Origin of the sequence: Pseudoalteromonas sp. SMS1 (assembly GCF_021530565.1) — a bacterium.
Lineage (GTDB): Bacteria > Pseudomonadota > Gammaproteobacteria > Enterobacterales > Alteromonadaceae > Pseudoalteromonas.
The window spans coordinates 233,369-255,174 of the sequence record NZ_JAKGBI010000002.1; the positions used below are offsets into that span (position 1 = coordinate 233,369).

Genomic DNA, 21,806 nt, shown 5'->3' on the forward strand with positions numbered 1-21,806 from the left:
ATATGACGAATAGTCACAAAACGGTTGTACTGCGTGTTGGCAAGCTTATAGGTGTAGCGCACAAATGTGTTATGCTAGCGGCAGATTGTGATAGCAACTTAGTGATGAAATGTTTAAATTTGGCAGTGAAATCAACAATAATGAAGTGACTCCTAACAAGAGTAAAAAGCAAATCGCAATTGCAGAGCGCCATAGAGCGCTATTACTCATTGCGAAGGATATCATTTCAGCTGAAGGGTTTCATGGCTTTACAATGGATAAGTTGGCGTCAGCCAGTGGCTATTCTAAGGGCACAGTCTATAACCACTTTGCAAGCAAAGAAGATGTCATTGTAAACATTAGCTGCGAGGCATTAAAAACGCTGGCCCAAATGTATCGAAAAGCGTATGAGTTTGAAGGAGGTAGTCGTGACAAAGTCGTTGCACTTCACGTTGCCTACCGGATTTTTTCGCGTTTAGAGCCTGTTTTATTCATGTGTGTTTTAACGTCTAAAACCCCGTGGGTAGTAGAAAAAAGTTCGGCTGAAAATATAGAAAAACAAAATTTAGCAGAAGAGAAGCTTATTGAGATCGCGGATAAGTTTATCCTTGATGCCATTGATGGGGAAGACTTGACACTCGCACCAACGGCCAGCACGGATGCATTGATATTCGCCAACTGGGCTGTTGCATTTGGGTCAAATGCGCTACTCAACAATGCCACCAACAGCCAATGTATCGAGCGTATCGAAGATCCTTATTCGGTATTGTATAACGTCAATATTGTGCTTGATGGCATGAATTGGCAACCGTTATCCAGTCGTAGAGACTATAAAAAGGTCTGGCGAGAGGTTGAGCAAACAATTTTTGCCAATGAAACGGCTTATTTGGCACAAATAGGCCGCTAAGAATAAAGATAAACAGCCCGTTTATGACGGGTTTTATTTGAAGTTTAAGTGACGAATCGTCACTTTTTTATTTCAAATACATATTTCATCGTTTTTTCAGCAGTGATTGCTGATTTTTTTAACTATTATTGACGTTTCGTCACTTTATGGAGCTGTTATGGACGATCTATGGCACAGGCGTATTCTCAATTACCCTAAAACTTGGATAGTAATGTGTATGGTCTTTATTGCCGGCGCAACAATGGGGGCTGGTAAGTTATACTTTCGAGGTGATTACCAAATATTCTTTGACGATACCAACACACAACTATTCGAATTCCAGAAAATAGAATCTATTTTTAACAAAAGCGATTTGATATCTATTGTAATGGCGCCAAAACAAGGCGACATCTTCACCCCACAAACTTTGCATCTGATCAGAGCGCTTACTGAACAGGCATGGCAAGTGCCCTACTCTAGCCGCGTTGATTCTATTGCAAACTACCAACATACCTATGCGGAACAAGACGATTTAATTGTGCTCGACTTGATACCCCCTGAATTCACTTTTACGGCCAATGAAATAGCAGCAATAAAACAAGTGTCACTCAGTGAGCCGATTTTGAAACAGTCTCTAGTCTCCAGCTCGGGTAAGGTCGCCGTTATCAATATTACCGTACAATTGCCCGATGCAGACAACACCGAAAAAATGGTTGAGGTGAAAGCGTATGTCAATAACTTAGTTGAATCATATCAAGAACGTTATCCAGATATGGTATTCCATCAGGCAGGGATTGTTGCCATGAACTATGCCTTTATGCTTTCGTCCCAAGAAGACTTTGCTACCCTCGTGCCTGTGATGCTATTGCTAGTGATGATCTTTTTAGGTCTTGCGCTGCGCAGCATTGCTGCCGTTGTCTACACTTTAGTCGTCATTGTTGGTGCAGTCTTAGCGACATTAGGGCTTGCTGGATGGCTTGGCTTTTTCTTAAGTACACCCACGGTTAACGTACCGACAATGATACTCACAATTGCTGTCGCCGACTGTGTGCACATGCTGGCCAGCGTTCGCCACCATATGCGGCAGGGACTTTCTAAGCAGCAAGCCATCGAAAAAAGCCTTGAACAGAATTGGCTGCCTATCACAATTACCTCGGTCACCACTGCGCTTGGTTTTATCCTGATGAATAGCCTTGATGTGCCCGTGATCCGTGATTTAGGGAACCTATCAGCGCTGGGGGTTATCTTGGCAGGTACACTGTCACTTACGTTACTACCCGCGATGCTCAAAGTACTGCCATTCAAAGTCAACCCAAAGTCAAATACACATAGCCACGACCGTTATGACCAGTTTGCGCTGTGGGTCGTTCAGCATCATAAAATACTTGGGATCGGTGCACTGCTAGTTGTGTTAGTCAGCGCAGTGAGTATTACTAAAAACCAAGTCAATGATGAAGCGGTGAAGTATTTTTCTACTCAGAATGAGTTTCGCCAAGCCGCGGATTTTATGGCCGACAATATTAGTGGAATGAGCTCGTTGAGCATTGCAATAAACAGTGGCAGTGAACAAGGGATCAGCAGCCCTGAATTTGTATCGATGCTGGGTAAAGCGACTGAGTGGATGCGTGGGCAACCAGAAATACACCATGTACAAAGCCTCGCAGACACGCTCAAACGCTTGAATAAAAATATGCATGGTGACAATGATCAATTTTATACTTTGCCTCAGGATCAAGCACTATCCGCACAGTACTTACTACTGTACGAAATGTCTCTCCCTTATGGCCTAGACCTAAATAACCAACTTAATTTAGATAAATCATCACTTAAACTTCAGCTCACCATTGATAATCTGGGCAGCAAAGAAATGGTTGAACTGGAAACCCGATTGAGAGCTTGGTTCGAACTTAATGCGCCTCAATACGATGTCATGATTTCAAGCCCAACGCTGATGTTTGCCCATATCGGCGAGCGCAATATGGCCAGTATGCTGCAATCTTTACCAATGGCTTTGTTGCTGATCTCCATGCTCTTAGTACTGTCATTACGCTCTATTCGGCTTGGCCTTATCAGCCTTATTCCAAATATGGTACCAGCAATAATTGGGTTTGGCATTTGGGGGTTATACAGCGGTGAAATAAACCTCGGCCTCTCTGTTGTTGTCACTTTAACACTCGGTATTGTAGTCGATGACACAGTGCACTTTTTGTCTAAATATCAAAGCGCAAGAAAACAAGGCCAAAATGCTCAGGAAGCTATTCGCTATGCGTTTATCACCGTAGGTCGCGCCTTGGCCGTTACTTCTGCCGTGTTAGTAGCGGGCTTTGCACTATTGGGCACATCAGATTTCAGGCTTAACTCCGATATGGGACAACTCAGTGCTTTGGTTATTTTCATCGCGCTTATCGTCGATTTTATTTTATTACCTTGTATTTTGCTTTGGTTTGACAAGCACGCGTATGTCAACGCGAAGCGCACTAAGGTATCGCCCCCAGCGCTAAGCACGCCCAGTCCACAAGCTAATAACTAATCACAGAACAAATAGATATTGCGGACAACCTGCAATACCTACGTGAACAAACAGGAGTTAACCATGAAAATAGCAATAAAAGCCACTTTAATCACAGGTCTGATGGCGACCAGCTTGATGAGTGCATTTACAGGACACGCGGATCAGAGTAAGGGACTAGAATTGGCGAAACTACGTAAGCAAGCAGATAGCGGTTGGCAAGATTCACAGGCGACCCTAACCATGGAGTTAAAAAATGCAGCAGGTGATACCAGCCTCAGAAAGCTGCGCATCAAATCACTGGAAGTTAACAACGATGGTGACAAAGGCTTGACCATTTTTGATACACCTCGAGATGTCAAAGGCACGGCATTTTTGAACCATTCTCATGCTGCAAAACCCGATGATCAATGGCTCTATTTACCCGCCTTGAAACGCGTTAAACGCATCGCTTCGCGTAATAAATCAGGGCCATTCATGGGCAGCGAATTTGCTTATGAAGATCTCAGCTCGTTTGAACTAGAAAAATATACATTTCATTTCATCGAAGAAACCACACTGGGTGATCAAGGTGTTTATTTAATTGAACAAGTGCCCGTAGACCGTTACTCCGGCTACACAAAACAGCGCGTTTGGTTGGCTAAGTCTCACTATCAACCACTAAAAGTGGAGTTCTACGATAGAAAAAACGCGCTATTAAAAACGCTAGAGCTAAAAGATTATCAAAAATACTTAGAGAAGTTTTGGCGTGCCAATACCTTGGTTATGAATAACGTGCAGACTCAAAAAGCAACCACACTCACGACTACCAAATTAAAATTTAAGACTGGTCTTGAAGTGAATGACTTTAATAAAGCCAGCCTGAAGCGCGCGAGGTAAGCATGAAACTGACTGCATTGTGCGGTTGTGCCACTTTATTTGCTTTGAGTCATACAGCCCATGCAGAGTCATGGCAGCAAAGTGGTGAAGTCCAAATTCAGCAACGCGGCTTCTTCCAAAAAAGCCCTCACTCAGACAAGGCACCGAAGCATTGGCAAGGCGCCTTCATGGTGGAGCCCCTTTGGCAGAAAGTCACAGAGTCAAGCCTAACATCTGTCAAACTATTTGGACGTATTGATAGCCATGACAAAGCACGCACACATTGGGACATACGAGAACTGTCTTATCTCACTTACTGGGGAGACTACGAATTTAAAATTGGCATCGATAAGGTATTTTGGGGAGTAACCGAGTCACAGCACCTCGTAGATGTTATCAACCAGACCGACTCCGTTGAAGGGTTTGATGGCGAAGATAAGCTCGGGCAACCTATGGTGCAGTTTAAAGCCATCAAAGAAATAGGTACTTTTGACTTTTGGCTACTGCCTTATTTTAGAGCGCGCACACTGGCGAGTACCGAAGGAAGGCTCGCACTCCCCACGCCATTGCAAGATGCACAGTATGAATCAAGTAATGAACAACATACGCTGGATTTTGCAATACGCTACAGCCATACCATAGAAGATTGGGATATTGGTGTAAGCTACTTTAACGGTACAAATCGTGAGCCCTATTTACAACACAGTCTAAGTGGGATTACTCCGTTCTACGCGCAAATGTGGCAGTTAGGCACAGATATACAAGGTGTCTTTGGTGATTGGTTGTTAAAATTTGAGGCTATTCATAGAGATAGCCTCGAATCACACTTTGCAATGACCACTGGGTTTGAGTACACCCAAGTGGGGATTTTCGACACGGCGATGGATTTGGGGTGGATCGCCGAATACAGCTTTAGTGAACAAGAAAATGCCATTAACCAAAATGACGTCTTTGTGGGTTGGCGACTCGCATTCAACGACATGGATGGCTATGAAGTGCTGTTTGGATTAAACCAAGACTTAGATTCACAACACACTTTTTCGGCTAAACTTGAAGCCTCAGGGCGCCTAGGTGAAAATTGGAAATGGCAAATAGATGCGTGGGCGTTTGCGAGTAACAACCTCAGCGAGCCGCTATTTATATTTAAAGATGAGGACTTTGTTGAAGCATCTTTGTCTTATTATTTTTAGCATGTACGCAGAGAAAATAGGTGCAGGGAGCCCACTGAGTGCTCCCCATTTTGGGGTAAGTCATCCGCCCTGGTGATAACGAGCCAGTGATGTTAAACATGCCAATGCTTTTTGTGCATCTCGACAAGGCACAAAAATATGATCATGGTAAAACCCAGCCACGACATTGGCACTGATGTTTTCATTACCTAACGCGTTTGCAAACGCAGCGGTTAAACCAACCGCTTCTAAACTAGAGTGCACATTTAGCGTAATGCATCGGTAGCCACCCTCATACTTCAACCCAAGCGCTGCGGCATGCGGCTGTTGCATTATAATTGTCACCCCCTCTTGCTCTCTAAACAGCCCTTTGACCTGTTGCAAAGCCACCCTACCCAGGGCGGCTTCGTCAACGACCGCAAAGGCGAATTCCTCTGTCAGTAGTTCTGGTTCCATACTTGAAAGCAATACGGATAAGCGCGTTTCACCCACCATCACAATCCCCTTCTTATTTTTAAATTCGTATAAGGCCTTAATTCACTGCTTCTCTGTACTTTATTGTTCATCTTGTTTTTGCTTTTTCCGCTGTGTTTGTTTTGCTCGCTCTAAGTTTTTAAATTGAGGAGGCGGTATAGGAAACAGCGAAATAAGCGGCATCAACGCTAAGAAAAAGAACGCCCCTTTGGGCATTTTTTTGGCCCATTTAACCACTTTGTACAATGGAAAAGCCAAAATCACAATCGCCACTACCGTGTACATGATAACTTGCCAGCTCATTTATCTCCCTTCACAAAACCGAGTTCAACTGGTTATTAACTTGGGGGAAAAAGACTCACTTTCAAGAAAAGGACCTGAAATTATTGTCACTGCATTTTTTAGTACTAACTCAAGTGATTGATATACAATAAACCTGTGCACTACAAAAGAAAGAGGATTGGGCCGTGGCATCGATGCATCAGAGTAATGATCAACAAGAACAAGCAATTGCAGATTTAATTCTGGCAATCCGCAGTAAGGACTTAGATAAAATCCGCCATGCGTATGCAAAGCATGGCGACTTGGACCAAGCTGCGCAACTTAAATTCTGTTTCGAAACCGCCCTATCACAACCTAATAATTATGAGCACTATCAAAATATTGCTGCGCAATGCATTGTAGCGCATGGTTTACCATCGGGTGTCATTGCGGGTTTGAATAATAGTGAACGCATTACTTTTTTCATGCCTGCGTTACAAGCCAGTGAAGCTTATGCACAAACAAATCATCAAGGTAACACGTTTCTGCACACCCTGTTCGCCAATCCAGAGCTCCCCCTTCCACCATTCAACTTTATCCGTTCTCTACTTTTGTTTGAACGCAATGAGTCACTCGTTAGCGCGCTGAGAGTCCGCAATCAGCATAACCTCACACCAATTGAATGTTATTTTATTTATAACCTCAAAGACGCCCAACTACCTGAGCACGAACTCACGGCTCTATTTGCTTTAATTGAAGCAGAAAGGGCAGATCAATCCCAACCAGATATGAGCAACCTCAAACACATCAAGTCAGCCTTAAAAAGCGTAACGTATGATAGAGATGCTCGCCCATTGCTGGTCATTGCAAGCTATTATCAAACACCGGTAGAGGCGTTGTATAATTTACATTAAATGTTGGGCAGTAATTTTATATAAACAATGTGCTTGCAAGGGGTGCCCCGAGGGTAAATTAGGGTGTAAAAAGTCTTGTCCTACATTCTTCATTCCTAATCGGTTCATCAGTTTTTGGGAAGGCAGGTTAGACAATGCGGTAAAAGCATAAACTTCTTGCAAGTTTAGCGTTTCAAACGCAAACGTAAGCACAGCCTGTGCCGCTTCACGGGCATACCCCACTCCCCAGTAACGGCGTGCAAGTCGCCAACCAATTTCCATAAAGGGCCGATTGGGGTCAACTTGAGTTTGCCAATGCAATCCTACAAAGCCAATAAACACCTCTGGTAACCCTTCATTACGCACAGTCAGTGCCCAAAAGCCGTAGCCATTTTCAGCAATAAGCCCTGCGAATTTGTCCACCAAGACATCACTTTCTCTTGCAGACAAAAGCGCCGGGAAATAACGCATCACTTCAGGATCTGAGCTCATGCTGGCAAATATTTCTTTGTCAGAATCACACCACTGCCGTAACCTCAGGCGCGGCGTTTTTAACTCCGCGATGTGACCAAGCACAGGCTTATTCAACATGAGCAATATATTCCCGCGCCGTCATAGGAAAATACTGCACGTTATCATGCAGAATGTGCGCAGGGGATGGATCGACTACATCGACTGGTATCGCCTTATGCCTCGCAACATCTAAAGCCATTTGGGTGATATTGACACTGAACGATGTCCCCATAAATACTATCTTTGTCGCATCCCACATGCGCTTTTGTGCCTTTTCAATGCCATATAATTCAGTATAAAACTCATCAAACAGCAGTACATAAGGCTTATAAGAAGCATTCAACTGCGGACCTTTTGTAGAAATCTTAAATAATTCTAACAAAGAGGCGGTTAAATTGTTTTCATCAATTTGTTCCCATGGCGCAGCTTCAATTGACACCATCTCACCTTGCTCATGAAAAATTGTCATCTTATCAATTCGGCCATGAATAGAAATAAAGTCCTTATTGCCTGCTTTACCATCTAAGCCATCAATATTTTGTGTGATCAGATTTTTGTCTGCGAGCCATTGATGTACCGTATTGGGACCATGGTGCCGGTAGGTCACAAAGCGATGATAGTACCATTTTAAGAATTCGGCAGGGTTGTCTTGATACATGGCTCGAGTTGCCATTTGTTGAGGTGTATAATTTCTGCTGCCAATAGTCCAAAAGCCATCTTCGCCACGAAATGTCGGAATGCCACTTTCAGCACTTACACCAGCGCCTGTAATATAGAGAGTTGTCATGTCATTTGCTCTGATTCGATAATCATGGGAGATTTATCGTATCTTGTCGGAATTAACTCCTTGATGCAAATTGTAAAGTCTTTAATGTGCTGACGCCTTTTTCATCCACCGTGATTTATTTTTAATGCAAAAACTATGGATGCGTCCCCCCGTGGACTTATCTCTTTTACAGGCATATTGCACCGCTTCAAATGCACTTTTGCCGAAATCCATCGCTGCGATAGCCCAGTTTGCTCCCGAGCCAATGGCCCAATTTACTTCCAAGGGCTCAATAAAGCGTTTACCGTGCCTAATTTCTCCGTAAAACACGTTATCTCTTTTATCAATAAAGAAAAAGGTACATTCGATGGCTTCAAAACAGTTTTTTCGCCAATTACTTAGTAAGTGATAAATCTCTGCACAATTACCTGTAGCAAAAACATAGCCATTGTGAACTGGCTGACATTTTTGCGCATGGTGAGTAACAATGGTTTTTGCTGTTGAAGTTAAACTGTCGACGCAGATGGTTTGTGTGGGGTGATGATACGCTATCGTAGTCAAATAATACTCCTTATATGTCAAATAGCACTTAAGCTAACCTAACAATATCGCTAACAACAGGACAATTATGCCCTTATTCAGGAAATTATTACCTACTTTTGGATAGCGAATATCAACTAAAGTTCCTTCTTTAGTCGTACTTTACACTATGAAAAAGCAATATCACACAGATATCCAGCTTCACAACTGGAATTTTGACAAATAACTCGAGACACACATTATGTGTTTGACTTCATGCCCACACTCTCTGACAGACCAAAAAATCAAGTCAGTGCTAAATATCCAACAATTGCTGCTGCAGCAACTAAAATAGGGGCTACAATTGGCCACGGTAAATTGGATGGCTTACTTACAACCACAGTGTCTGCTTGTGGTGTATTTTCAGAAGACTGTGAAGGGCTAGGTTCTGTACTTAGGGGTTGTTCAGGTGCATTTTCGGACTCATTGTCTTCAGTTACAGCAGCCAATGGGAGTTGCCATTGGTACCCTTTTTTTGAAAACGTTTTAATTGCATCATCTCCAAATAAAGCGCGTAAATGACCAATATTTTGAAATACGACTTGCTCTGTCACCGTTCTACCAGGCCAGACCACCTCAAGGATTTCGCCCTTACTATGTACTTTTTCTGGTTGAGTAACCAGCAATGCGAGAATTTGTGCTGGTTTTTCTTTCAAAGAGATCTTTCGGCCATCTTTTGAAAGTGTCAATGCTTGACAGTCAAATTGAAAATCTTGGAATGCTAATTTCATTGTCCCTAAGCTTATAATTATAATTTTCACCAATGTAACTATTTTTACCACAAACTAGGATGTTAATTAAACCTGTTATTTCTCTATATCGTGAATAAATTTAATTTGTGGTTGTGAAACAGTCAACTTACCTACGTAACGGTTTTATAACAAAGTGGATATATAACACTTTGTTATATATCCACTTTACGCATATTGATTTATATATAACGCTTAAAAACGCAACTTATAACATGATGGCGTCATTATTAATGTTTGGCTCGCTTGCTCGTTTGCCCAAAAACGATACCGCCAAACTGATACATCGCCAAACTTAAAATAATTGTAACCGCGCCAATAAACAACCAAAGGGTTATCTGCTCACCATTGATTAATGCGCCTAATGTCATTGCGAACCCTGGGGTGATTAATGTCGTTAATGCAACCGTACTTGCTTTCATGTGCTGCAAAATGTGAAAGTAAGCCAAAAAGCCAAGTAAAGAACCAAACACACCTAAGTACAGCGTCGACCACATGGACTTTGCACTCCATGCCTCAAGCGCGAAAGGCGCGCCAGCTAAAAGCCACATTAATACAAATCCGGGAGTCGCGACCAATAGGGAGCCAAATGTCGTTGCCATTGGGTGTATCGCGATTTTAACCCGCTTAATTAGTACCCCACTTAAACTAAAGTTAAATACCGCGCAGAGGACATAGACTAAGCCGATTGGATCTAAGTTTAATTGCTGTAATTGGGCATAGCACACCATCAACATACCGAGCATTGCCAACCCTAAAGCGCACTTTTTCACAAAGGAAAATTTTTCCTCGCCCAATAGCTTTTGCGCCAGCACACCCGAAATAATCGGTGCCAAGCCAAATATCAGAGAAATAACACCTGACGGGACAGTTTGTGATGCCATGTAGGCAAACAACATACCGACTAGGATCCCACCTCCAGAGTACGCATATAATAACCATGCCTTTTTGCTCCACTGCATTCGAATTCGGCTACACGCCATAATTAGCGCAGCTAAAACGAGGGCCAATACCATGCGAAGTAAAACACTGGTGGTCGGCGCCATAGTGGAACTGCTCCAGACAATCGCCAAGGGCGTTGTTGACCAAATTAAAACCACAAAAGCATAGGACAATTGCACGGGCATTAGTTTATATCCTTAATGGAACTGGACGATAAACGGGGAAAGAAAGGAATATACAGGCTAACCGCATCTACCGTCGCGGTTAGTAAGAGGACTTAACCGCTACACACTAAGCCACGTGACAATTAGCCACGACAAATTTAGTGATGTATTAGTTAGTCGGTTCATTTTTATCGCTTTTTAATCCTGATAAGTAGAACCCCTACTATGTACTGACACGCTGTTGGAGTCAACACCATTAACAAATAAAATCTGATAACATTTCAACGTATTTCGGATAGACATTTTACAACGCTTTTTTTACCCTCTTCGGCTAAAATATTTATGAACAAAGATGCACATGATCCTTGCCTATATTTTCGCTGCTATTTTAATTAAAACGTCGCTCCTTGGCTTGGGCCTAGTTAGTATCATGGTATGTTTTTGCGCAATGCTAATCTTAACGTTTAATCGGCCTCGCATCGTGTCGACGATCAGGGCCAAATTTTTACGACTATTTAAAATTGCACTATTTGGCCACATCAGCGCATACCTAGGGTTGTTGATTAAAGCATATTTTATCGATGGGGTTGAGGACATTCCCGCGTTTATAGTCGGCCACTTCGTGCTTCATCATATCTTATGTGCCATCGTCGCTGGTACGGTCACGATCTTAACCTTAAGGCTTTACACACAGTCTAAACACCTACGCGTGCAACAATCAAAGGCTGAATGACACATTGCATTCACTCTGTAATAACGACGGCTTTGCTGAATGTCATTCTTCAAGAATACGCCTAAAGGTTTGACTCTCACGGTCGAAAAATAAGCTAAATGTCGATAACTTAAGGATAAAGGTTATGATCGGTAAGCTGACTTCACATCTTCAAATTGTGCGCCAGCGGTCTCAGTTGCACTCACAAGTCGATTATGGTGTTACACTCAAAGACCACGCGGCACACAAAAAAATAAATACACCTATATCGCCTGCGAACGAACACAGTGACTATGTTGTTACATTTGAATCCCCTGAAGAACACGCAAATAGAGCGGCAAACCTTGAAGCGACTTTAGCACGCCCTACTTTTTTTGGATTTGGGCAAAGCTACTTAGCGCCACACGTCACGATAACAGGACTAGGAACAGACAACTTAAATCAGTCTTTTCAATTTGGTGAACTAACCGACAAAGCTGAAATTGACGACTTTATCGCGCAGGCCAATAGGCTACCACCGACACAACGCCATAAATTTCAACATTTAAAACCGACTCAAGCTCTGTTAGCACTCACGAAAAAGCTCAGTGATGAAGATCTCGCAAAGTTTGCTGATATCGTTGTCAATACTACCGAGTTTAATCCTAAAACCAATAGGTTTAATAATCTCAGTGAAACCCTGATCGATAAATTTAACCATATGTCCGAAGAGACGTTAAAAAGTGCCTTACACACGATGTCCCATCTCCTTGAGCAAGGAGAAGCAAATGACTTTTCATCCTACGCCCCGCCAGCAGGCATTTTGGACGCCGAAGGGAGAGAAAATGCACTACTAAACCGCTATGATAAAAATCACCATCCTTTTGCCAGAAGTTTTGGCATGGAAACACGCGCCAACCTTGTTCAGTATGCGAATATGTTATTGGACAACACCTTATCTGATGGGCAATTACTTGAACTCAACGCACACATTGACGAGAGTAACTATGAAACCAATGTCGGCATTATCGATATGGCAAAAACGATTCGCCCCTTTGAACAGGGTAATTTTTTTGCAATGCTAAATGACGTTGATAAAACGCATAATACGAATGTATTCAGCCTGGTTAGCAAACAGCTAGACTGGCGCGAGCACAAACACTACTTACAAACCAGCTCGCGGGAGTACGTAATAAACCACGACGCACTCACCTCTGAAGGAGATAGGAAAGCGCTGTACTCCAATATGTTAAACGCTTATGAGCAAGTCGGTTTAGACTGGATGAATGAAGTCTCTGCACTCACTTTCGACGCTCCCCCCAAAAGCCAGCTTGATATTTGGCACACGTTAATGGAAGATTTGGCACAGCACCCTAAAAGTTTTATGCGCTCAGATTCACTGCAAAGCTGGGTAGACAGGAATGTAGGTATCCTCGTGCAGCGTTTCGCAGAACAACAAGTTGCAGACATACATAGATACAATGACGCGTTGGATTCGCCATTTAACTTATCCGGCTTAAGTTTTATCGACATTGGCAAATAACAGCGCACTGAGCACAACAATGCAGCGCATTAGATTTTGTCTTAATCACTGTTAGATATAGTATTTATCTTCAACAACACTGCGACAGTTCATGATAAAAAGTAAAGAAACAACACAAAAACACGTATTGATAAAATAATTGTAACATGTTTATATTTCATTAACTCAAAGGAAAATGAAATGTATTCATGTCTATTTTAAAGATGATGACTGCGTCAATCGCCGTATATGCGTGTACAACGATGACGAGTGTGAGCGCAAGCCCTCAATATCAAAAGAAAATTTCGATTACTTTTGATGATGTGCCCATTCATGGTGAATTTGCTGTATCTGCGGAATCTCTCAAGCAGATCAATGATAAGTTACTTGCGATACTCAAAAAACACAATATCAAAGCAACAGGGTTTGTTAATGAGGGCCACCTCAAAAATAACCCGGAGTTACTGACTTCATTGCTTAGTGCTTGGAAAAAACAAGGGCACACCCTAGGTAACCATACATTCTCTCATCTTTCCTATCACCAGACTGATTTAAACACCTATCTAGCGGACATTCAGAAAGGGGCGGCCACAACACAAAACGTGCTTGGTGAGCAAACACAACGTTTTTTTCGCCCCCCCTATTTACACACTGGCGCAACAAATAAAGCACAACATACTCTCTACCACGGGTTAAAGAAATTAGGCTTAACCTTGGCACCTGTCACAATGGAAAATGCAGATTACGTGTTTGACGCGCCCTATACGGCCAAACTTCGCAATAAACACGTATCTGCGGCAGAGTTTTATCAGCAACAATATTTAGCTTTTACTGAAACCCGATTAGATTTTTACGAAAACGTCAGTACAAAATTGTTTGCCGAACCAATACCACACATAGTAATGCTGCATGTAAATCAACTCAACGCGGATAGTCTAGACAGTATTTTAACGTCATTACAATCGCGCGGTTACCAATTCCAAAGCTTAGAAAGCACTTTGCAAAACCCGATATATTCCCAGCCAACACAAGCCTTTAAGTTTGGTATTCACTGGCTATTTCGGTGGGATAAATCCCAAGATAATAAAGTCAATTGGGCGACAGAGCCTGAGCCGTCGAGCGACGTATTTAACGCACACCAGCAAGCCATAATCACTCTTAACAAAGGAAAGCTGTAATGTCCCAATCTATCAACAATATCAAAATCGGCGTCTCAGGGATGGGGGAGCAATTTTGGGTCAGCGTTGGTAAAACAAAGCACTTTTATTTATCAGCATTGATCCAATCAGGTGCGACACTGGTCAATTTAGATCAAGAGCCAGTCCCTATTGACACTCTTGACTTACTGCTTAACTTTTCGGGAAACCGTTTGTGGCAAGCTGAATTTCAATCAGGCCCTCCTCGGGTTATGGCGTTGCATGGCGGTGCAACTTTAGACACGGCGTTTTTGCAAACTCACCTCCCCAAACTGAGAGCTTGCGATGGCATTATTGTCAACTGCCAGTCGGACATTGATGTGATTCACGCACTTTGCCCGAACATTAAGCCACAAATTATATTTCTCCCTTTGCCCGTATCAGACGTTTTTTGGCAAGCCCCTGATAAGCAAAGTGCCAAGGCACAATTAGACATTGCCTCTTCTACCTGGGTGCTTGGCCACGTCGCTAGACTCTTGCCACAAAAAAATTTGCACCGCTTCTTAGAATACGTCAAAGACCTCAAAGCGGCCTTTCCTGAACAAGCCATTCAAGCCATAGTCATTGGCAACTATTGGGTGGATTACCCTGTACTCCCCTATATGACAGAGCAATACCCCGACTATATTCAACGTTTAATTACGTACTATGATCTCCATGATATCGTCACCTTCTCCGCTGGCAATCTGACTGATGACATGCTGGCCACTAGCATTTCAGCTATGGACGTCTTGATTCACCCCACCAATTCATTGGATGAAAACTTCGGCTATATCGCAATAGAAGCAATGGCAGCCGGAACCCCTGTACTGGGATGCCGCTATGGTGGGCTAAAAGATACGGTTGTAGACAATGAAACAGGTAAATTGATGTCTACATGGGTTACTCATGGTGGTATTCGCTTTAACTATCAATCAGGATTTGATTGGTTAACAGACGTCTTCAATGACCACGAAAGACACTCTCAACTGATTGAAAATTGCAAAGCTCATGCAGCTAAACATTATCGTTATGGGCACTTTGTGACCCGCTTGGAGTCTGGACTAATAAACTGCATCAACGCCTATAATCGCGCCGATTTGGCGCAAGTTGGCCAGTGTGAATCAATTACCAATCACGTACCTTGTCTATTGCCACCGGTAGAGCTTGGTTTCGAAAATTATAGTAGCGTGGCACAGTTTTATGTTTCTCACACACTAGAAGCGCAACACCCGCTCTCGCCAAAGGTCACTGCTGTTGACTACCTTGAACAAGACCACTGGACCATTGTAAATGACCCATGTTGGCCAGCAGAGAAAATACTCTCTGTTGAGCAAAAGCATATCCTCAATGAACTCTCATCACCTATCGAGCTTGCGCGTTTTGATCCCTCAACACAAGCGCATATTTGGCAGCTTTTGGCTGATGGTTTTGTCGTGTTCGCCTAGAGATTAAACCCATGATAAGTATTATTATCCCTTGGAAAAACCGCCCAGAATTGGGCCAGACGCTGATCGACAATTTACCTGCGTTTGCACACATGCCTGAACTTGAGTTACTGGTTGTTAATATGGGGGGCGATCAGCAGCAATTGTTAACCTTACTAGATACTGAGCATTGCCAGCACTTAACAATAAAAGTCGTCCATATATTAACAACATTTTTCAATAAATCCTTCGCCTTAAACTGGGGGATACACCATGCAGCACACGATACTATTTTCGTACTAGATGCAGATGTCGTTTTATCTCATACAGCTTTGAATGAGCTTTATCATCAAGTATCTGATACACATTTTGCCAACCTCGAATCTGTTGCCGAGTCACTCCCTCAAAACAGCAGCAACTTTTACCAACAATGCCAAACCCGTACAGTATTGACCTTACCGATTGGCACACAGCAACCTATCGAGGTGCTCGTCAATCAATCATCTCTCAGCAACGACCTTCGAGCTGCGCCAGGATTACTCATGGCTAAAAAGCAACATTTACTTGCCATAGAAGGGTTCGATTCGAAAATGACCTACTGGGGATGGGAAGATTTGGACTTAGTTGTCCGCCTCAAAGCTAAGCTGAACCTAACCCAAACACTCACTGGAAACGCAACACACCTTACTCATGACGATAGCACGCGCAATTTGGGCAACCTAAACCGGACCCAAAGCGATCATAAGAATTTTACTTATTGTCTAGAGAAATATGCCAGTGCTCAGTTTCTTGGCAGTTTGTATAAGGATACCTGTAACCAATTTGAACAGTACGTCTCTGTTCATCAACACCGCTAGCTACGCTAGCAAATTATAAATTAAGGAAAAATAATGAAAAATATAGAAGAAATGACGCCTTTATCACTCGAAGAAATGGAAACAATTGTAGGCGGTGGCGCAAACAAATTCGAGAAAAACGACCTAACAAATGAGCCAATTTTAATTCGCGGTTGTTGCAACCAGGGCTGTTGTGACGAACCGCCTCAAATATTTTAAATTTATTTTCACCAAGGACTTGGCATGAAAAGTAACGACCAAATGAAACCATTAACCCTTGAGGAAATCAATGCAATTGCTGGCGGTGATACAACCACAGTGAATCAACAAGGCCTTGCTAAAGAGCCTGTTTTGATCCGGGGTTGTTGTACCCAAGGCTGCTGTAATGAGCCTCCTCAACCATTCTAACCTAAAAAGGAAAATAACATGAAAGACAATCAAGAAATGAAGCCTCTGACACTTGAAGACCTAGATGCCATCACAGGTGGCGTAGCGACAAAAGTGACTCAAAAAGATTTAGCAAATGAGCCAGTATTGATCCGCGGTTGTTGTACTCAAGGTTGTTGCAACCAAGAGCTTCAAAAGTAAAACTCACCCTCTGGAGGTGCCTAGCACCTCCTTCTAATAACAATAATATCGGGGCACATTATCATGTCACAGATCACTCCTTGGTCACCTCTTCAGCTTAGCGATGAGTGCTGGGAAATTATTCGTCAGACTAAAAACAGCATCGAACCTACTCAAACACTTGATGCTGCACTTGCCAATCAGGTGATGGCTATCTCAGATCAGCTCATCGCAGAAAACCTAGACAGTATCGTCGAGCGAGATGGATTGCCGCATCTTTGTCATGTTATTAACGGTTGGGGAAATCTCACTTACCAAGGTACCCCTTTAACCGATTTAATCTCCGGTTTTGTCCACTTTAAAAAAGACAAACAGCCTTACATTTATCAGTGTGACCCAGAAGGCGACTTTCACCCTTGGCAAACTTTCGCGTATTCTGCCATGGCAGGCGTTCCCGCCACGATTAATATTGCGAAAACAGGCATCACCTTTGCTGACCTATTAAATGGATCAACACAGATCATGACCAACAAAGGGGTTGAACTCGGGCATATGCTATTTGCGCTCGCAAATTACTATCCACATATTAGCGCTCGCAATTTTACTTTTTATGATCCCAATGGGGCGCCTCAAGTATTTGATATCGAACAGCTCATGGTGCAAGCTGTACATGCCCACTATGTGGGTGACTATACCGTGTGTCGAAAATTTCACCTCACAGAGGGAGTATTGGCGATGGTCGCCAAGGTACCCGGACTAGAAAAGTTTAAACCATATGCGAACTTGTTTTTAACCAGTCAATTGGAAATTCTGTACGTTCTTCTAAGTGTATTAAGGCTAACAGTCAAACTCATAGAAAACCCTGCGGATACACAGAGTAAGCAACAGCTCGACCAGCTGCGCAATGACATGGTGATGTCTGATCTCATTGAAAATCAAGTCTATTATGCTGGACACGTGATAGAAGTCATGGGCTTTGCAATACTGGATGGCTATCAAGTGGACGACAAAGACGTCAATTGCGCCATTGAAATCGTGAATACCTTAAATAAAATACTGAACAATTCACTTCATCAAGTGGATTTCCAAGAAGCATTTTTAGGCCTTGGACACTATCGCCGCTCACAAACGCTACTCAGCCAGCTAATGGCGAAGACCGAGCCAGATTTAACGGCATATACTGCCAACTTAGACAATCTACACACCCATTCGACCCCTATAGATAGCGCCTGGGACGTCATCGCTCAAGGTCTCTTCTCGGTACACAAAGTACAAAAAGAACGACCGGAAAAATTCTTAGACATCATCGCAAAATATAACAGGGATGCAGACCAAAACTGGCAAACACGGGGTTCTTTTATGCACTTTAGACGTATCGCCCCCCGTCACTGGCCAAGAGCATGTCATTATGAGTTTCTCACGCTGCCAGATGCCATAGGGGTAGAAATACATTTGGAGCGAGATGAACTTGCGTTTATCAAGCCGTATTTAATAAACTCTGTTGCATCCCTTCGCACAGTAATAAAAGGCTATCAGGCCCTAGACTGGGACGAAAAATGGAATAAAAGTCGCGGTCGTTTGTTTGTTAGTTTTTCTGACCAAACGCATTCTGATGTCGTGGTTAATGCAATGCGAAAACTCATCGAGCTCACCTATCAAGACATCGAATTGTTACTGGCAGAACATAGTATGGTAGCGGCCTAATCACGGAGTACTTATGGCAATCAACATTCAAGACCACAAAGTCAAAGCTGTTTTTGACGATGCACATCGCAACAGTAGACCTGTTTTTATGATAGTCATTGCAACTAAGCCTTGTTACGTAAAACTGGCCTCTCTAGTACGCGCTTGTGAAGAACAAAATATCAGCACCTTGATCATTGAAAGTGGCCAACATTATGATGCCGTGCTGACAGAAGCAGGTACTTTATTCGATATCACAGATAAGATTGCCATCAACTTAAATGTCACAGGTAATATGCTCAAGAAGGCTGCCAGTATGGCACTGGCAGTCGAGCAACTGACCCACTACTTTGCCGAGCTAGCTCCTAACACCTGCGTGGTCCCCGTAGTTTCTGGTGATACGCTCACCTCTAATTTACTGCCCCAATATTGGTATCTAGCAACCGGGGTTCGAGCCGTGCATGTAGAAGCGGGCCTGCGCAGTATGGGCCCAGCATCATGGCAATCCCTGCGAGGGGAAAACCTATTGTTACAGCGTCAGAGTGACTGGGTACGGTATCGTGATATGCCATTTCCTGAAGGTATAGATACTGTATTAACGTCTTGTGTCTCCGATTTACTGCTTGCTCCCATTGAGCGCAACCAGCGCATCTTACTTAAAGAAGGCTATAGCCCGGAAAATATCGACATTGTTGGTTCACTCAGTGCCGACGCCGTCGTACTGCAAAGTAAACAACAACCGCAAAAAACGATTTATCAATGCTTCCCTGAGTTGGCGCACGGAACATGGATACGGGTCGACATTCATCGCCGTGAAAACCTCACTAAACCAATTTTAACGGCGCTATTAAAAGCGTTGATAAAGCTTGTGTCTGAGCATATTCAAATTGTCTTCGTTAAATACAATGCATTTACCCGTGCAATTGATAAATACCAATTAGACGCGCTCTTAGAAAAAGCCAGCGAGGCGGGTGTGGTTTTCCAACCTTTATGGCCGAGTTATCAGCATGTTTTGGAATTTGTCACTGGCAAACACTGTCGTTTTGTATACAGCGATAGCGGTGGCCTACAAGAGGAATTACATACGCTCAATGTGCCCATGCTCACGTGTCGCGCAAATACCGATAGACCAGAAACCGTGTTAGATAGCCAATCGAACCTATTACTCCCCCCCTTAGACGATGCATTTATCTATGCCGGCTTACGGCTCGCCATTGACGAACCGCAAAAAGTGTGGCCAACTAGCGCCGCTCAAAAACTCTATGGCGACGATGTGGGACAAACCATCGCCGCTAGTCTGGCTCGATATCAAAACAAGGTTAAACGCCATATTGACACCCTCGAAGGCTATTAAACATGACTGAAAAAGACATGGTCCAGTGTCGTGCGCCATTACGCATTGGCCTCGCAGGCGGAGGGACTGACATTCCACCTTATGTCGATCTCTATGGCAGTGAAGTGCTCAACTGCACAATTAACTTGTATGTCCATGGACAAATTGCCCTAGGAGGAGACCAACTATTGATCCGCAGCCGTGATTCTGGAGAGCACTTTAATGCCAGAAATTTAAATCAGCTGAATTTGCAAGGGTCATTGGCTATTCAACAAGCGGTATATCTTTATTTTGTTGAAAACCATAACCAAGGACAGTTTATCCCATGTGCAATAGAAACTTGGAGTGAAGTCGGCTTTGGCAGTGGACTTGGCGCCTCCTCCGCACTTACAGTAGCTTTAATTAAAGGGTTTTGTGAACTGCTAGGGGTCCCGAACCACCCTCAGATGTTGGCACGCACAGCCTATGACATTGAACGCTCTAAATTGAAGCTCAAAGGGGGACTGCAAGATCAATACGCAGCAGCATTTGGTGGCGTTAATCATTTTTCTTTTTTGAGTCAATATGACAACAAAGTCACCTCACTCACGCTGCGTCAACCAACTTCCCGTGCACTTGAGTCCCAAATAGTCTTAATTGACAGTCAGGTTTTACGTAGCCCGGGCGAAGCCATTGAAGCCCAATCATTACAGATAACACAATGCAACACACTTAGGCTAAACTATTTGCACAATATCAGAACATCGGTTATCCCTATGGCACAAGCACTATTGAGTGATAATCTCGAGCAGTTTTGGTCTTTGTTTAATGAGGCCAGTAAGCAAAAGCACCAACTTGGTGAAGCTGTGCTACCCAGTAGCATTGCGCATTTGTTCGAGTATGTTATGGCACAAGGAGCTTTAGCTGGCAAAGTCTGCGGCGCTGGGGGTGGCGGGTTTATGCTATTTGCTTTGCCAAACAAAATGGCAGGTCAGATAAAAGAGAACATACGACAAACTTTTAATACGGACATTGTAGAGGTGGAAATCGTCCAACAAGGTGCTCAGGCAAGAACTGTACAACATAATACGCCCACCCTATCACTGGAACCCTGTGTATGGACGTAATTGTATTAGTTGGTGGAAAAGGCACGCGATTAAGCTCCGTTGTTAATGACCTGCCCAAACCCCTTGCCCCAATTGGCAATCGCCCCTTTTTTGACCTTGTTTTACACACGCTAAAAAGAGCATTTGGCAATGACCTCCACTTAATTTTGGCTACAGGGCATATGCATCACCACTTTGAACACTATGCACGCATCAATCATGCCCATGCAAAGTTCTCTTTGAGCCAAGAAATGCAGCCGCTTGGCACCGGTGGTGCCATTCGTCATGCCTTGCAATTTTGCACGCAGGAAAATGTCTTGGTATTAAATGGAGACTGTTATTTTGATATTGACTACCAATACTTCACTCAGCAAGTCATGAACAAAAGTGACATCAGCCTTGCTGCTGTCCACGTCCCAGATCTGAGCCGTTTTGGCGCTTTAACTATAGACCCAAACACGCACCAAGTAACTGAATTTCATGAAAAGGGAAAACAAGGTGCAGGCTATATCAATGCTGGAGTGTACCTAATCAACAAAGCTAAATTCATGACAAGTACCCCCCGTATTGCCTTCTCTTTTGAACAGTATTTATCTGAATTTGCTACTAATCACACGTTATATAGTGAAAGCTATGATGCCGAATTTATCGATATTGGTACGCCTGAAGACTATCAAAAAGCGCAACTGAGACTCAAACATATCCTTTAAAAAAGCGCTCTTTCACATTTTTTGCGCATTGTGTG

The 21,806-nt window shown here is 43.2% G+C and carries 24 protein-coding genes; 17 read left to right on the forward strand and 7 right to left on the reverse strand.

Going from position 1 to position 21,806, the window contains the following annotated elements; all coding sequences use genetic code 11:
- The first annotated feature begins 109 nt into the window (after positions 1 to 109).
- From L1286_RS02795 to L1286_RS02810, 4 genes are all read left to right on the forward strand, one after another.
- On the forward strand, positions 110 to 886 hold the full coding sequence (locus tag L1286_RS02795) for a TetR/AcrR family transcriptional regulator (RefSeq protein ID WP_235405397.1): 777 nt from the start codon (positions 110 to 112) through the stop codon (positions 884 to 886).
- Positions 887 to 1,043: 157 nt separating this feature from the next.
- The gene (locus tag L1286_RS02800) at positions 1,044 to 3,395 is read left to right on the forward strand and encodes an efflux RND transporter permease subunit (RefSeq protein ID WP_235405398.1); all 2,352 of its coding nucleotides are present in this window, start codon (positions 1,044 to 1,046) and stop codon (positions 3,393 to 3,395) included.
- Between the two features lie 63 nt (positions 3,396 to 3,458).
- Entirely contained in the window at positions 3,459 to 4,253 is a 795-nt protein-coding gene (locus L1286_RS02805; protein ID WP_235405399.1) for an outer membrane lipoprotein-sorting protein, read from the forward strand.
- Between the two features lie 2 nt (positions 4,254 to 4,255).
- Positions 4,256 to 5,422, forward strand: coding sequence for a hypothetical protein (locus L1286_RS02810; protein ID WP_235405400.1), 1,167 nt, complete (start codon positions 4,256 to 4,258; stop codon positions 5,420 to 5,422).
- Positions 5,423 to 5,482: 60 nt separating this feature from the next.
- On the opposite strand, the gene L1286_RS02815 is transcribed toward L1286_RS02810, so the two are convergent.
- Both L1286_RS02815 and L1286_RS02820 read right to left on the reverse strand, forming a co-directional pair.
- Complete coding sequence (locus tag L1286_RS02815) at positions 5,483 to 5,896, reverse strand: ACT domain-containing protein (protein WP_235405401.1); 414 nt, start codon at positions 5,894 to 5,896, stop codon at positions 5,483 to 5,485.
- Positions 5,897 to 5,956: 60 nt separating this feature from the next.
- Complete coding sequence (locus L1286_RS02820) at positions 5,957 to 6,178, reverse strand: hypothetical protein (protein ID WP_235405402.1); 222 nt, start codon at positions 6,176 to 6,178, stop codon at positions 5,957 to 5,959.
- 164 nt (positions 6,179 to 6,342) lie between these two features.
- Here L1286_RS02820 and L1286_RS02825 point away from each other — a divergent pair, with 164 nt between their 5' ends.
- The gene (locus L1286_RS02825) at positions 6,343 to 7,050 is read left to right on the forward strand and encodes a hypothetical protein (protein WP_235405403.1); all 708 of its coding nucleotides are present in this window, start codon (positions 6,343 to 6,345) and stop codon (positions 7,048 to 7,050) included.
- On the opposite strand, the gene L1286_RS02830 is transcribed toward L1286_RS02825, so the two are convergent.
- From L1286_RS02830 to L1286_RS02850, 5 genes are all read right to left on the reverse strand, one after another.
- The gene (locus L1286_RS02830) at positions 7,042 to 7,620 is read right to left on the reverse strand and encodes a GNAT family N-acetyltransferase (RefSeq protein WP_235405404.1); all 579 of its coding nucleotides are present in this window, start codon (positions 7,618 to 7,620) and stop codon (positions 7,042 to 7,044) included. The genes L1286_RS02825 and L1286_RS02830 overlap by 9 nt on opposite strands.
- Complete coding sequence (locus L1286_RS02835) at positions 7,610 to 8,329, reverse strand: SIR2 family NAD-dependent protein deacylase (protein ID WP_235405405.1); 720 nt, start codon at positions 8,327 to 8,329, stop codon at positions 7,610 to 7,612. Before L1286_RS02835 ends, L1286_RS02830 begins: the two co-directional genes overlap by 11 nt.
- Before the next feature lie 81 nt (positions 8,330 to 8,410).
- Entirely contained in the window at positions 8,411 to 8,869 is a 459-nt protein-coding gene (locus L1286_RS02840) for a proteasome subunit alpha (protein WP_235405406.1), read from the reverse strand.
- A gap of 263 nt (positions 8,870 to 9,132) precedes the next feature.
- Positions 9,133 to 9,618 carry a winged helix-turn-helix domain-containing protein gene (locus L1286_RS02845; RefSeq protein ID WP_235405407.1) on the reverse strand — a complete coding sequence of 162 codons (486 nt, stop codon included), beginning with the start codon at positions 9,616 to 9,618 and terminating at the stop codon, positions 9,133 to 9,135.
- Between the two features lie 248 nt (positions 9,619 to 9,866).
- Positions 9,867 to 10,763, reverse strand: a complete 897-nt coding sequence (locus L1286_RS02850; RefSeq protein WP_235405408.1) for a DMT family transporter — start codon at positions 10,761 to 10,763, stop codon at positions 9,867 to 9,869.
- A 331-nt stretch (positions 10,764 to 11,094) separates the two neighbouring features.
- Between L1286_RS02850 and L1286_RS02855 the strand changes: the two genes are divergently transcribed.
- The 12 genes from L1286_RS02855 (at position 11,095) to L1286_RS02910 (ending at position 21,771) form a co-directional block, all read left to right on the forward strand.
- Positions 11,095 to 11,475 carry a hypothetical protein gene (locus L1286_RS02855; protein WP_235405409.1) on the forward strand — a complete coding sequence of 127 codons (381 nt, stop codon included), beginning with the start codon at positions 11,095 to 11,097 and terminating at the stop codon, positions 11,473 to 11,475.
- Between the two features lie 124 nt (positions 11,476 to 11,599).
- Positions 11,600 to 12,976, forward strand: coding sequence for a hypothetical protein (locus L1286_RS02860; protein ID WP_235405410.1), 1,377 nt, complete (start codon positions 11,600 to 11,602; stop codon positions 12,974 to 12,976).
- A gap of 188 nt (positions 12,977 to 13,164) precedes the next feature.
- The gene (locus L1286_RS02865; RefSeq protein WP_235405411.1) at positions 13,165 to 14,133 is read left to right on the forward strand and encodes a polysaccharide deacetylase family protein; all 969 of its coding nucleotides are present in this window, start codon (positions 13,165 to 13,167) and stop codon (positions 14,131 to 14,133) included.
- Complete coding sequence (locus L1286_RS02870; protein ID WP_235405412.1) at positions 14,133 to 15,578, forward strand: glycosyltransferase family 4 protein; 1,446 nt, start codon at positions 14,133 to 14,135, stop codon at positions 15,576 to 15,578. The genes L1286_RS02865 and L1286_RS02870 overlap by 1 nt, the downstream gene beginning before the upstream one ends.
- 11 nt (positions 15,579 to 15,589) lie before the next feature.
- Complete coding sequence (locus L1286_RS02875) at positions 15,590 to 16,414, forward strand: glycosyltransferase (protein WP_235405413.1); 825 nt, start codon at positions 15,590 to 15,592, stop codon at positions 16,412 to 16,414.
- 33 nt (positions 16,415 to 16,447) lie between these two features.
- Complete coding sequence (locus L1286_RS02880; protein ID WP_235405414.1) at positions 16,448 to 16,612, forward strand: hypothetical protein; 165 nt, start codon at positions 16,448 to 16,450, stop codon at positions 16,610 to 16,612.
- A gap of 24 nt (positions 16,613 to 16,636) precedes the next feature.
- Positions 16,637 to 16,801, forward strand: a complete 165-nt coding sequence (locus tag L1286_RS02885) for a hypothetical protein (protein ID WP_235405415.1) — start codon at positions 16,637 to 16,639, stop codon at positions 16,799 to 16,801.
- Between the two features lie 18 nt (positions 16,802 to 16,819).
- Positions 16,820 to 16,981 (forward strand): hypothetical protein, encoded by a 162-nt coding sequence (locus L1286_RS02890; RefSeq protein WP_235405416.1) that lies wholly within the window; start codon positions 16,820 to 16,822, stop codon positions 16,979 to 16,981.
- 63 nt (positions 16,982 to 17,044) lie between these two features.
- Positions 17,045 to 18,664, forward strand: a complete 1,620-nt coding sequence (locus tag L1286_RS02895; RefSeq protein WP_235405417.1) for a hypothetical protein — start codon at positions 17,045 to 17,047, stop codon at positions 18,662 to 18,664.
- 13 nt (positions 18,665 to 18,677) lie between these two features.
- A complete protein-coding gene (locus L1286_RS02900; protein ID WP_235405418.1) occupies positions 18,678 to 19,997 on the forward strand; it encodes a UDP-N-acetylglucosamine 2-epimerase in 1,320 nt (439 codons plus the stop codon).
- Positions 19,998 to 19,999: 2 nt separating this feature from the next.
- Positions 20,000 to 21,082 (forward strand): GHMP family kinase ATP-binding protein, encoded by a 1,083-nt coding sequence (locus tag L1286_RS02905; protein ID WP_235405419.1) that lies wholly within the window; start codon positions 20,000 to 20,002, stop codon positions 21,080 to 21,082.
- The gene (locus L1286_RS02910) at positions 21,073 to 21,771 is read left to right on the forward strand and encodes a sugar phosphate nucleotidyltransferase (RefSeq protein WP_235405420.1); all 699 of its coding nucleotides are present in this window, start codon (positions 21,073 to 21,075) and stop codon (positions 21,769 to 21,771) included. The genes L1286_RS02905 and L1286_RS02910 overlap by 10 nt, the downstream gene beginning before the upstream one ends.
- Positions 21,772 to 21,806: the final 35 nt, after the last annotated feature.